Origin of the sequence: Rathayibacter sp. SD072 (genome assembly GCF_017355185.1) — a bacterium.
Lineage (GTDB): Bacteria > Actinomycetota > Actinomycetes > Actinomycetales > Microbacteriaceae > Rathayibacter.
Window position 1 is genome coordinate 1 of record NZ_JADILJ010000072.1, and the last position, 12801, is coordinate 12801.

Here is a 12801-nt window from a genome sequence, read left to right on the forward strand (position 1 = left end):
TACCGCGTCGCCGTCCTCGGCCTCGGCGCCATGGGCCTGCCCATGGCCACCCGACTCGCCACCGAGCTCACCGTGCACGGCTTCGACATCGCCGAGCCCCGCCTCGCGCTGGCCGCCGACGCCGGCATCACCCCTTTCGACTCCGCGCGCAGCGCGGTGGCCGGCGTGGACGCCGTGCTGCTGGCGGTGCGCAACGGCGCCCAGCTGCGCGACGTGCTCTTCGGTGAGAACGGCGTCGCCTCGACGCTCGAGCCCGGCGCCGTCGTCATCATGACCAGCACCGTCGGCATCGACGACGTCGTCTCGGTGGCCGCGGAGCTCGACGCGCTCGGCGTGCACCTGGTCGACGCCCCGCTCAGCGGGGGACCCGTCCGCGCCGGAGCGGGCGACCTGCTGATCGTCGTCGGAGCGGCTCCCGAGGCCCGCGCGAAGGCGCAGCCGGTGCTCGAGCTGCTCGCGTCGACGCTGAGCATCATCGGCGACCGCGCCGGCGACGGCCAGGCGTTCAAGACCGTCAACCAGCTGCTCTGCGGCGTGCACATCGCCGCGGGTGCGGAGGCGCTGGCCCTGGCCGAGGCGCTCGGGCTCGACGTCGCCGCGACCCTCGAGACGCTCTCGGCCGGAGCCGCCGGCTCGTTCATGCTCGGCAACCGCGGACCGCGGATGCTGCAGGCCTACGACGAGGAGGGCGCCGAGGTGCTCAGCCGCCTCGACATCTTCGTGAAGGACATGGGCATCGTGACGACGGCCGCGCGCACGTCCGGGCTCGCCACTCCGATCGCCGCCGCCGCCGAGCAGCTGTACCTGCTGGGTGCCGCTCAGGGACTCGCCGCGGCCGACGACTCCGCCGTGATCAGGGTCATCGCGCCGCAGCACCTGGCCCCGAAGGACGCCCGATGAGCCTCGCCACCGCGCTCCGCAGCGCCGCGGACGCACCGATCGCCCCGGCGGTCACCCTCGACACCCCTGTTCTGCTGGGGATCGCGGCAACCGGCATCGCCCTGCTGCTCGTGCTCATCATCCGCTTCAAGATCCACGCCTTCGTGGCCCTGCTGCTGGTCAGCGTGCTCGTCGCCGTCTCGGCGCGGATCCCGCTCGAGGACATCTTCGTGCTCGTCGCCAACGGCGTGGGCAGCACCATGGGCAAGGTCGCGCTGATCATCGCGCTCGGCGCGATCCTCGGACGCCTGATCGAGGTGTCCGGCGGCGTGCAGAGCCTCGCCGACCACTTCACCCGCGTGCTCGGGCCCGAGCGGGTGGCCGTGGCGTTGACCATCGTGGCGTTCCTCGTCGCGATCCCCGTCTTCTTCGAGGTCGGCGTGATCGTGCTCGTGCCGATCATCTACGCGTTCAGCAAGGTCGCCGGGCTCAGCCCGGTGAAGTTCGGCCTGCCGATGGTGGGCCTCATGCTCGCGGTGCACGTCGCCGTGCCGCCGCACCCCGGCATCGTCGCCGGAGCGGGCGTCTTCGGCGCCGACGTCGGCCTCATCGCGCTGATCGCGCTGCCCATCTGCGCGGTGCTCGGAGTCCTCTCCTACGCCGTGTCGGCGATCATGAACCGCCGCGACTACGAGCTCGCGCCGGCCGTCGCCGCGCAGCTCGCCGAGGTCGGCGGAGTCACCTCCGCGGTCCGCACCGTCGGCCGCGACGGCACCGAGCTCGCCCCGCCGCGCGCCGGACTGATCATCCTGCTCGTCGCGATCCCCATCGTGCAGATCCTCGTCGGCACCGTCGGCGCCCTGATCCTACCCGAGGGCACCTTCGCGCACGGCCTCAGCGTCTTCGTCGGCACTCCGGTGCTCGCGCTGCTCGTCGCGGTCGGCATCGCGTTCTTCGCCCTGCCGGTGAAGCGCGGCTGGTCGCTCACGCAGACCAACGAGATCTTCGAGAGCGCGCTGCCTCCGATCGCCTCGATCCTGCTCGTCGTCGCCGGCGGCGGCGTGTTCGGAGCAGTGCTGCAGGCCAGCGGCATCGGCGGAGCCCTCGCGAGCACGCTCGACACCCTCGGCGTGCCCCTGATCGTGCTCGGCTTCGTGGTCTCGCTCGTGCTGCGCGCGGCGCAGGGCTCGGCCACCGTCGCCATCGTGACGACCGGCGGCCTGCTGGCGACCGGCGTCGCCGACGGCGGCTACACCGCGCTGCAGATCGCGATCATCACCGTCGCGGTGGGCTTCGGCTCGCTCGGCCTCTCGCACGTCACCGACGCCGGCTTCTGGGTCGTGACGCGCTACCTCGGCCTGAGCGTCGCCGACGGCCTCCGCACCTGGACCGTGCTCACCACGATCCTCGGCGTCGTCGGCTTCGCACTGACGTACGTCGTCTGGCTCGTCGCCGGAGGCCTCGCGTGAGGGTCCGGATGGACGACCTGATCCGCGAGCGTCAGGCCGCGGGCGGGGCGGTCGGCGCGCTCACCTGCTACGACTTCTCGACGGCCCTCGCGGTCGTGGACGCGGCGGAGGAGCTGGGCCGCGGGGTGATCCTCCTGGTCACCCCGAAGACGGCGACCGACCGGCACGGACCGCGGTTCCTCGCTGCGCTGCGCTCTCTCGCGGACGGCGCCTCGGTGCCCGTCTCGGTGCAGCTGGACCACGCGACCGACCTGGCTCTGATCCTCCGCTCGGTCGAGGCGGGAGCGGACGCCGTGCTCGCCGACGGCAGCGCCCTGGGGTTCGAGGAGAACGCGGCGTTGACGGCCGAGGCGGTGCGCCGCTCCGGAGCCGTCGTCGAGGCCGAGCTGGGCGCCCTCGCCGGCGACGAGGACCGCGCGCTCGCCTCGCTGCCCTCCGCCCGCACGGACGCGGCCCTGGTCGCGCCGTTCCTGGCGGCGTCGGGCGCCCACGTGCTGGCGACCTCGGTGGGCAACGTGCACGGCACGTACGCCGCGGAGCCCGAGCTCGACTGGCCGCTCATCGACGCGATCCGCGCAGCGAGCAGGGTGCCGCTGAGCCTGCACGGAGCCTCCGGGATCCCGGAGGCCGACCTGCGCCGCGCGATCGGCGCGGGACTCGGCAAGATCAACATCAACACCGAGCTGCGAGCCGCGGTGCTCGACGCGGCCGCCGCGCAGCTGCCCGCCTCCCGCTCGGCCGGCGACGACGTGCTGACGCTCGAGCGCGTGTGGCGCGGCCGCGCGACGGAGTTCGCGCGCGAGGCGATGCTCAGGCTGGACAGCGCGGCCTGAGCCGGGCCGCCGGTCCCCGATCCGCGTCCGCTTCCGGACATGTCCGGTTGCGGCGCTTGTGCCCGGCGCCGCGACCTCCGGAGACTCGGAGATCGGCACCTCCCTCGAGACGGGCGGACGGGCCGCCGATCGAAGGACGCCATGCGGCCACCAGCCCGACCGCCCGCCCGGCCCGTGTCCGGGTCGTCGTGGCTGCTCGTCGCCGTCGCGATGGCGGCACTGGGCTGGGGCGGCAACCAGTTCATCCCGCTGATGGTGATGTACCGGCAGGTCGCCGGCTTCGAGCAGACCGAGGTCACGCTGCTGCTCGCCGTGTACGTGATCGGCATCGTTCCGGGCTTCGCGCTCGCCGGGGCGTGGTCGGACCGCTTCGGCCGGCGGAGGATCATGCTGGCCGGAGTGGCGCTGGGCGCCGTCGCGAGCGTCGTGTTCGCGCTCGCGGGCACGAACCTCCCGGGACTCTGCGTCGCGCGCCTGCTCGCCGGGGTCAGCGTGGCGGTCGCGGCCGTCGTCGGCAGCAGCTGGGTGAAGGAGCTGTCCGCGGCGACGGGCACCGGAGCGCGCCGCAGCGGCGTCTCGCTCTCGATCGGCTTCGGTGGAGGGGCTGCGATCAGCGGGGTGCTCGCCCAGTGGGCGCCGAACCCCACCGTCCTGCCCTACCTCGTCCACGCCGGTGTGACGGCGCTCACCCTGCTCGCCGTCCTCCGCGCGCCCGAGACGCGCACGTCGAGCCCGCACCGGCGCTCGCTCCTGGGCGACCTGCGCGTCCCGGCCTGCTACCGCAGCCGGTTCCGCGGCACCGTCGCTCCGATCGCTCCGTTCGTCTTCGGCAGCTGCGGGCTCTCGTTCGCCGTCGGGCCGAGTCTCGTGACCGGCGGGCTCGGCTCACTCGGCGTCGCGTTCGCGACCCTCGTCATGCTGATCACCCTGGGAGTCGGGACGTCGGTGCAGCTGCTCTCGGCCCGCATCGACCGGGCGCTGCGGGGACGGAACGGGCCGGTCGGCACGATCTGCTTCGCGGCGGGGGCGCTCCTGCTCGCGCCGGCCGCTCTCTCGGGCTCAGCGTGGCCGGTGCTCCTCGCCGCCCCGTTCCTCGGGGCCGGCTACGGCATCTGCCTGCTCTCGGGGCTCAAGGCCGTGCAGACGATGGCGGCTCCCGACGACCTCGCGCGACTCACGGCGACGTTCTACACGCTCACCTACCTCGGCTTCTTCTTCCCGCTGATCATCGCGGCGCTGGTCCCGTGGACCGGGCACGTCCCCCTCCTGCTCGTCCTCGCGATCGCCGCGCTGCTCGGCGGGATGCTCGCCGACCGCTCCGCACGTCGCCTCTCGCCCCGCGAGCCGGTGTCGTCCGCTACCGGACATGGCCGCTAGAGGGCGTTGCCCCCGCGGCCCGGCACCTGTCACGGTCGCAGAGCGACCGACGACGGTCCACCGACTCGAAGGACCGGAGTCCGCTCATGAACGATCCCCTCTCGACCGACGACAGCACGAGTGAGATGACGCCCGAGATCCTCGCCGCGTTCAGCGACGCCTGGACCCGCCACGACCTCGAAGCGCTGATGAGCCACGTCACCGACGACTGCGTCTACGGCGCGTCCGTCGGCCCCGAGCCCGGCCGGACCTGGTCGGGGAAGGAGCAGGTCAGGGAGGGCTTCGCACTCATGCTCGCCTTCGACACCGGTCAGGAGCGGCACGAGGACGCGCATCCCCTCATCGCCGGGACCCGCGGTGCGGCGACGTGGTCCTTCACCGGGACCGGCCCCGACGGGGAGCCCCAGGTCACGCGCGGCTGCGACATCTACGAGTTCCGCGGGGGGAAGATCGCGCGCAAGGACGCGTTCCGGAAGGTCTACCGGGCGGACGAGTAGTCTGCGGTCGGCCTCTCGGCTCGACGCTCCCTGAGTGTTCAAGGGGTTGCAGCTGACAGGCCTCGGGGCGTGGACTGGAGTTCTGGCCGCGGGCGTCGAGCGCGCGGCCTCCCCGATGAAAGGACGAGACTCAGTATGAGCACGGACGCCACCACGGTCCCCACGATCACCCTCAACAACGGAGTGGAGATCCCGCAGCTGGGCTTCGGCGTGTTCCAGATCGACCCCGCGGAGACGAAGGACGCCACCCTCGCCGCGCTCGAGGTCGGCTACCGCCACATCGACACGGCCGAGATGTACGGCAACGAGGCGGGCGTCGGCGAGGCCGTGCGCGCCTCCGGCCTCGACCGCTCGGAGGTCTTCGTGACCTCGAAGCTCAACAACGGCTTCCACGCCCGCGAGGACGCCCTCGCCGCGATCGACCAGACGCTCGGCGAGCTGCAGTTCGACTACGTCGACCTGTTCCTCATCCACTGGCCGCTGCCGAACGTGGGCGACTACCTCGAGACCTGGAAGGCGATGGAGGAGATCTACCGCAGCGGCAAGGCGAAGGCGATCGGCGTCTCCAACTTCCAGACGAATCACCTGAACCGCCTGCGCGCCGAGGCCACCATCGTGCCCGCGGTGAACCAGATCGAGGTGCACCCCTACCTCGTGCAGGACGAGCTCCGCGCGTACGGCGTCGAGCACGGCATCGCCACCGAGGCGTGGTCGCCCATCGCCCAGGGCCTCGTGCTCGAGGACGACACGATCACCCGCATCGCGCGCAACGTCGACCGCAGCCCGGCGCAGGTCGTGCTCCGCTGGCACATCCAGCGCGGCGACATCGTCTTCCCGAAGTCGGTCACGCGCGCCCGCGTCGAGGAGAACTTCGCGCTCTTCGACTTCGAGCTCGACGCCGAGTCGATGACCGACATCACGGCACTGGACCGCGGCCACCGCACCGGACCGGACCCCGACACGTTCAACTACATCCCCAGCTGATGCAGCGCTAGCCGCACCGCAAAAAGGCGACCGGCCCGCCGGATCCTCGGATCCCGGCGGGCCGGTCGCGTTCGTGCAGGGTGCTGATCTGCGGGGTGCTGCGGGCGGAGTCGCCCGTTCAGCCCTGCTGAGAGTCGCGCCACGAGTGCTCGGGGGCGTAGCCGAGCACCTCGCGGGCGTGGTCGATCGAGAGCAGCGTGCCGTTCGCTCCGACCTCGCCGCGGACCTCGACGCCCGGGAACACCTCAGCCACCAGCTCGTCGTTGGAGCGCGACATGACGGTGTCGGCCGCCGCGATGATGAAGCGGTCGAAGCCGGTCCCCTCGTGCTCGAGCGCCTTCTCGACGGCCTGAGCGCCGTCGCGGCCGTCGATGTAGCCCCAGAGGTTCCACTTGCGCAGCAGCGCGTCGGAGTCGAACGAGGGGAACTCCGCGTAGTCGGCCTCGTCCATCACGTTCGAGAAGCGCAGGCCGAAGATCTTGAGGTCGGGGTGCCAGCGGCAGAGCTCGATGGCGAGCTGCTCCTCGAGGTGCTTGGTGAGCGAGTAGACCGACTCCGGGCGGGCGGGATACTTCTCGTCGACCGGGATGTAGGGCGGCGGCACGTCGAACGGCAGGCCGAGGACGGTCTCGCTGGACGCGTAGACGATGTTCCGGATGCCCGAGCGGATCGCCGCGTGGAACGCGTTGAACGTCGAGAGCATGTTGTTCTGGAAGGTGGCGATGTCGGGGACGATGCCGGGCGCGGGGATCGCGGCGAGGTGCACGAGCGCGTCGATGCCCTCGTACTGGTCGCCGACGGCCTGGAGCGCGTCGACGACCTGCCCGTAGTCGGCGATGTCGATGCGGACGAAGCCGGCGCCGCGCTCGCCCGCGCGGTCGAGGTTGTAGACGTCGTGGCCGGATGCGCGGAGGCGGGCGACGACGCTGCGGCCGAGTTTGCCGGATCCACCGGTGACTGCGATTCTCATGCCTCGAACGCTAGCGGCCGCGATCCGCGCGGACGAGGGGTGGCGGATCAGTCGCGGGTGTACAGCGAGACGCCGTCGCCGGCCTCGGGAGTCGTCTCGTCGTCGACGAGCTCGGTCCAGCGGCGCAGGATCGCCGCGCCCGCCGCATCGTTCACCAGGTCGTCGACCACCAGGACCGGGTAGGGCTTCTCGGGCACGCCCTCGGCGGGGCGGACGTCGACGTGGGCCACGTCGTACGCGTGCTCGAACAGCCAGTCGGCCATGGCGTAGTCGCTGCGCGAGTCGCCGACGGTGCGCCAGCGCTGCGGGATCGGACCGGTCGCGCCGAGCAGCTCGACCGCGCGCTGCGCGCCGAGGTCCTTGCCGAGGCGGTTCGACTCGATGTCGGTCGAGATGACCGTGGGGTCGATGCGGTAGTCGACCGCTCCGGAGTCGTTCGGGTACCGGATGCCGCGGCGCTCGACCCCGAGGCCGGCCGCCGTCATGATCTGCAGGGCGTCGGCGTCGAAGACGAGCTGGCGCGCGAGGTACTCGTCGCTGGGCAGGTCGACGAGCTGCTCGGCCGAGACCATGGCGCGCTTGGTCTCGTCGAAGAACACGAGGTCGTCGTAGTCGGAGCGGATCATGCGCTCGAGGTCGCGGGCGACCGGCTCGGGGATCGCGAGGGACTCGTCCACGATCGGCTCGGACGTGCCGCGGTAGTCGACCGTGAACCACACGGCGCCCTTCTCGCACACGCAGACGATGCGCGCCTCGGGAGAGACCCCTCGCTCGAGCAGCGACGGCAGCACCCGTTCGCGCAGGAACGCGTCGGAGCGGCCGGTGTTGAAGACGATCGGGATGCCCGCGTTCGCCAGGCGCACGAGGTCGTCGGCGATCGCGGGGATCGCGATCGTGCGGCTGATCGGGCTGGCGATGGGGCCGTCGACGTCGAGGAGGAGGCCGAGCGGAGGCGGTGTGGAGGTCATCGCGCTCCATTCTGCCGTGCGGGGCGCGTCGAGCGGGTGCTCAGTCCTCGGCGGTGATGACGAGGGTGCGCTGGGCGGTGGAGCCGTCGGCTCCCTCGACGGTGAGGGCGACGAGGGTCTCGGAGTCGCGGCAGGCCACGCTCAGCCCGTAGCCGGATGCGGAGAGCTCGACCGGGTCGCCCGCACGGGCGTCGGTCGTGCCGGTCGCGAGGCGGGCGGTCGCGCCTCCGCTGGTCGACCACGAGAGCGAGACGGGGCGGACGGCCGTGCGATCGCCGACGCACGACACGGTCGAGGGCGACGCCGAGAAGGCGTCGACCGCGGGCGCCGCAGCGGGTGCGGCGGGGGCACCGGGCGCGGAGTCGGCGGGCGCGGAGTCGGCGGGCGCGGAGGCGTCGGGGGCCGGAGCAGCTGAGGGTCCGGCGGAGGGGTCGGCGGGAGCATCCCCGCTCGGGGCGGGTCCGGCGGACGCCTGGCCGCTCTGCACCGCGGGCTGGGACCCGCTCGCGGTGGGGCTCGCGCCGGTGGTCGCTCCGGGCGCCACCGCTCCCCCGCCCGGACGGACGAGGAGGACGATCGCGACGACGACGGCCACGAGGCCGACGATCGCGAGGACGATCCCGGTGGTGCGGGTGGAGCGGGACGGCATCGGTCCTCCTGGGGACAGCGGGATCGGGGAGACGGCGGGATCGGGGTGCAGTGGGCGCGTGGGAGGGGGCCGACGAGTCGTGCTCGCCGGCCCCCTCCTGTGCGCCGATGCTAGCTCGCGGTGCTCTCGGTGCTCGCGGTGCTCTCGCGGCGGCTGCGCGCGATCAGCAGGGCGCCGAGTCCGAGGACGAGCGCACCTCCCGACAGCAGCAGCCACGGCCCGGTCTCGACACCGGTCGAGGCGAGTCCGCCTGATCCGGTCGTCGGGAGGGGCGCCGCGGTGGCGGACGGAGCAGCCGTGGCGGTGGGCCCCGCCGTGGCGGTGGGCTCAGGCGTCGCGGTCGGCTCGACCGTCGGCTGAGGCGTCGCGGTCGGCTCAGGCGTCGCGGTCGGCTCCGGCGTCGCAGTCGGCTCCGGCGTCGCAGTCGGCTCCGGCGTCGCCGTCGGCTCCGGCGTCGCGGGCAGCTCGACCGCCGCGCCCTCCGGCACGACGGAGAGCAGGGCCCGCGCCACGTCGCTGAACGCGCCGACCGGGTGGTTGCGGAAGACCGGCGAGGTGCCGAAGAGGAACGCCTCGGTGCCCGACTCCGTCGCGAACGAGACGGCGGACGCCTGCCCGGCCGCGTCGGTGCGCGACGCGCCCTCGCTGTCGGTCCAGTGACCGGCCACGAAGCCGCCGTAGGTCTGCTCGATGGCGACGCTCGCGTCGAGGTCCGAGAACCACATCGCGGGCGAGACGAACGCCGTGTCCTGCGGGTAGTCCCCGAGGACGCCGCCCTCGGGGGTCTCGACCGACACGATACCGTTCGAGCCGCCGGTGGCGGTGGTGGCGGTGAGCTGCGCGAGTCCGAAGTCGGTCGCGAACGACGCTCCCGCGGCTCCGCGGCCCACGACGTCGCCGCCGCCTGCCAGGAACTCCTCGACCGCGGTGCGGCCGGCGGCCTGCTCCGGAGTGAAGGACAGCGCGCGACCGAGCAGCAGCACGTCGGCGTCGGCGAGGGTCGCCTCCCCCGTGGTCAGCGTCTCGGCATCCACGGCGACCGCGTCGGCGAAGCCGAGCTTGGCCAGGGCGTCGCGGTCCTCGTGCGATCCGGAGTAGGCGATGCGGACGGAGGCGAGCGCGGTGCCCTCCTCGTCGCCGATCCGCTGGGCGGTGGTCTCGGCGAAGTCGACGCCGAAGACCGACGCCGCCTCCGTCGCGGCCTCGAGGCCGGCGTCGTCGGCGCGGAGGGCGATCGTGCCGTCCTCGAACTGCTCGAGCGCGATGCCGTCGGCCAGCAGCGCGTTCACGGCCTGGTACTCCAGGACGCCGCGCGGCTCGAAGGCGAGGTAGTCGGCGCCGCTCGGGACGGTGCCCGAGGGAAGGACCTCGGTGACGGGCTCGAGGGGGACGTCCGGCAGGACGTCCGTCGTCGATCCGAGCGCCTCGACGTCGGCGCCCCACAGCAGCGCGAGACTCCAGGCCGAGACGTCGTACATCTCGGGCACGCGGCTCGAGATGTCGGTGCCGTCGGCGAGCAGGACGTTGGCGAGGCCGCGGACGCTCTGGTGCATGTCGACGAGGTAGGTGCCCGCCGCATAGGTGCGGCCCTCGACGGTCATCTCGGACGTGGTCCGCCCGACCTCGACTCCGTGCGCGAGGAGCTGCGCGACGAGGGTCTCGGCGTCGGACGTCGAGCGCTGGGTGCCGTCGACCGGGATCGCGTAGGCACGCGGGTACTCGGTCGTGTAGACGTCGGTCTCGTCCCAGATCTCGGTCCACTCGGTCGGCGTGCCGGCCGGGAGATCGGACGGGGCGACGTCGGCGGGGATCTCGACGGCGGGGGCGCCGGTGACGCCCCGCTCGAAGATCGCGACCTGGTTGGTCAGCAGCGCGTCTCGGTTCGCCTCGATGTAGTCGACCGTCGCGTCCATGACGATGTCGGCGACCTCGATGTCGATGTCCGCGTTGGCCTGGTGCTGCGCCACGTCGTCGGTGCGCCCGAGGGGCAGCTCGACCGTGTTCGTGATCGCACCCTGGAAGGCGACGTACTGCGGGGCGAAGATCGGGGGCCAGTCGTCCCAGCCCGCACGGATGTCGCGGTAGGGGATCTTGATCTTGCCGGTGTTCTCCTCCGTCGCGCTGCCGTCGGCCGCGAGGTAGGTGTTGCCGGGCACGTCCGCCTCGACGACTCGGCGCTCGATCTCGAGCGCGGTGGCGTAGGCGTGCGGCAGGAAGAGGTCGTACTCGTAGTTCTCGCCGTGGGGCGGGCCGCAGGGCTCGACCTGCAGGACGTCGGTGTAGCCGTGGATGTCGATGAAGTACGTGGGCTGCAGCACGCTCGAGAGGTCGCGGATGACGGCCGACTCGTTCGTCGCGCCGGTGATCATGTCGCGGTTCGGGTCGTAGCCGGTGGCCACGGCCCGCTGGCCGAGCGCACGTCCGTCGGGGTTGTTCGTGACCGTGAAGTAGAGGCGGTTGCCGGCGAGGAGCTCCTCGGTCTCGGCGTCCTCGGCGGTGGCGAGGCGCTCGATGTAGTTCAGGATCGCGTCGGTGCCCTCCCACTCGTTGCCGTGGATGTTGCCGTTGAACCAGGTCGGCACCTTGTAGCCGGCCATCAGCTCGGCGTCGGCCTTCGCGCTCGCGGGGTCGTACTTGAGCCGATCGCGCCACTGCTCCTGCTGCGCGGTCTCGGCCGCGGTCTCGGGAGCGGTCAGGGTCACGAGGTAGATGTCGCGCCCGAGGGCGGACTGCCCGACGACCTGGGTCGAGACGCGGTCGGAGCTCTCGGCGAGGTCGTTCAGCATCGGCGCGATGGCGTCGTAGGGCGTGACTCCGCGGACCAGCGAGGCGTCGGTCGGATCGACCGGCACCTCCGTCAGCGGGGTGCGCACCGGGTACGACTCGGGCTCGACGAGCGAGGCGGGAGCGGCGGCGGGGCGGACGAGGTCCACGCGGCTGTAGTCGGAAGCGGTCGTGGTCGTGGTGCTGCCGGGCAGGGTGGTGGCCGTCGCGGCGGGCGCGACCAGGAGTCCACCGGTGGCGAGCGCGAGCGCGGCGCAACCGGAGACGAGGGCGGTACGTGTTCTCAAGCGGAGTTCTTCCCGTGTCGGAGTGGGTAGGTGAGGTGGCGCGGAGAGGTGCAGGGGCTCTCGCTCACCCGTTCGACGTCGTCGACCTCGGAATGGCGTGTGAACCCTTTCAGGAACCTAGGTGAGTCGTGTTTCAGGCGCGTGTCCTCGGCCGAAACATGATCGACATACGACGGATAGCGGGCAGGGTCGGGCGGAGGAGGGGTGGGTGGACGGTGGTCTCGATACGCCGCTGCGCGACTGCGCGACCAGCAAGTGCAGCGACGCCCTGCTCCTCGAGCAGCAACAGGACCGACGCGCGGCCACTCGACCAGCAGGAAGCAGCGGGGACGCCGAGCAGCGGCTGCTCGAGCAGCGGGGACGCCGAGGAGCGGCTGCTCGGCCGGCAGGAAGCTCCGGGCGTCGACGGAGGGGCCCGTCGGCGTGCGCGCCGGTCGAGGAGGGAGCGCCGTGGCCGTCTCGAGGGTCGTCGGTGCGGACTCGGGCGGCTGCGGTCAGAACGGGGGCGGGTCGGTGAAGCGCGGGCTCGCGGGCGGGGCCGCGTCGCTCGGCAGGAGTGCGGGTGGTCTCGTGGTGATGCGGCGGCCGGTGGGGGTGGTCCAGTCGGCGGTGCCGTCGGGGTGGAGGACGTAGGTCCAGCGGTCGCCGTGGCGGACGTGATGGTGGGCGACGCACAGCGACGCGAGGTTCTCGAGCGCGGTCTCGCCTCCGTGGCGCCACTCGATCGTGTGGTCCGCCTCCGTCCGGGCCGCGGTACGGGTGCAGCCGGGGAAGCGGCAGGTCTGATCGCGCAGCTGCAGCGCGAGGCGCATCTGCGGCGGCGGCACCCGGTGCGTGCGCCCGACCGACACCGCGACGCCCGTCCGAGGATCCGTGAGGACCCGCGTGAACGACGCGGCCACCCCGGCCAGCTCGCGAGCCACGCCCGCGGGGACGAGGCCGTAGCCGTCGAGCACCGCGGGCGCATCGTCGAGACCCGCGGCCGTGCTCGCGGCGAGGGTCAGGCGCACCTCGGCGCGCACTCCCGGCACGAACGTCGACTCCGCCGGTCCGTCGCCGGGAGCGGTGCCCGCGACGTCGCCGTCGCACAGGAGATCGGCGAGG

General features: G+C 72.6%; 11 protein-coding genes. 6 read left to right on the top strand and 5 right to left on the bottom strand.

The features are described 5' to 3' along the window. From IOC53_RS17755 to IOC53_RS17780, 6 genes are all read left to right on the top strand, one after another. Positions 1 to 900: NAD(P)-dependent oxidoreductase (locus tag IOC53_RS17755; protein ID WP_207407830.1), on the top strand; the 900-nt coding region annotated here is incomplete at its 5' end. After that, on the top strand, positions 897 to 2348 hold the full coding sequence (locus IOC53_RS17760; RefSeq protein WP_207407832.1) for a GntP family transporter: 1452 nt from the start codon (positions 897 to 899) through the stop codon (positions 2346 to 2348). The genes IOC53_RS17755 and IOC53_RS17760, both read left to right, overlap by 4 nt. A gap of 8 nt (positions 2349 to 2356) precedes the next feature. Continuing rightward, a complete protein-coding gene (locus IOC53_RS17765; RefSeq protein ID WP_207407834.1) occupies positions 2357 to 3181 on the top strand; it encodes a class II fructose-bisphosphate aldolase in 825 nt (274 codons plus the stop codon). A 141-nt stretch (positions 3182 to 3322) separates the two neighbouring features. Further along, positions 3323 to 4558 (top strand): MFS transporter, encoded by a 1236-nt coding sequence (locus IOC53_RS17770; protein ID WP_207407836.1) that lies wholly within the window; start codon positions 3323 to 3325, stop codon positions 4556 to 4558. A gap of 86 nt (positions 4559 to 4644) precedes the next feature. After that, positions 4645 to 5055, top strand: a complete 411-nt coding sequence (locus tag IOC53_RS17775) for a nuclear transport factor 2 family protein (RefSeq protein WP_207407837.1) — start codon at positions 4645 to 4647, stop codon at positions 5053 to 5055. 135 nt (positions 5056 to 5190) lie between these two features. Beyond that, positions 5191 to 6039: an aldo/keto reductase gene (locus tag IOC53_RS17780; RefSeq protein WP_207407838.1), complete on the top strand. Its 849-nt coding sequence runs from the start codon at positions 5191 to 5193 to the stop codon at positions 6037 to 6039. 118 nt (positions 6040 to 6157) lie between these two features. Here the strand turns inward: IOC53_RS17780 and IOC53_RS17785 are convergent, their stop codons facing one another. The 5 genes from IOC53_RS17785 to IOC53_RS17805 form a co-directional block, all read right to left on the bottom strand. After that, a complete protein-coding gene (locus IOC53_RS17785) occupies positions 6158 to 7009 on the bottom strand; it encodes an NAD(P)-dependent oxidoreductase (protein WP_207407839.1) in 852 nt (283 codons plus the stop codon). A gap of 47 nt (positions 7010 to 7056) precedes the next feature. Next, complete coding sequence (locus IOC53_RS17790; protein WP_207407840.1) at positions 7057 to 7977, bottom strand: hypothetical protein; 921 nt, start codon at positions 7975 to 7977, stop codon at positions 7057 to 7059. A 40-nt stretch (positions 7978 to 8017) separates the two neighbouring features. Then, the gene (locus IOC53_RS17795; RefSeq protein ID WP_207407841.1) at positions 8018 to 8626 is read right to left on the bottom strand and encodes a hypothetical protein; all 609 of its coding nucleotides are present in this window, start codon (positions 8624 to 8626) and stop codon (positions 8018 to 8020) included. A gap of 110 nt (positions 8627 to 8736) precedes the next feature. Further along, on the bottom strand, positions 8737 to 11697 hold the full coding sequence (locus IOC53_RS17800) for a M14 family zinc carboxypeptidase (protein WP_207407842.1): 2961 nt from the start codon (positions 11695 to 11697) through the stop codon (positions 8737 to 8739). Positions 11698 to 12191: 494 nt separating this feature from the next. Continuing rightward, a partial coding sequence (locus IOC53_RS17805) for an HNH endonuclease signature motif containing protein (protein ID WP_207407843.1) occupies positions 12192 to 12801 on the bottom strand: 610 nt, incomplete at its 5' end.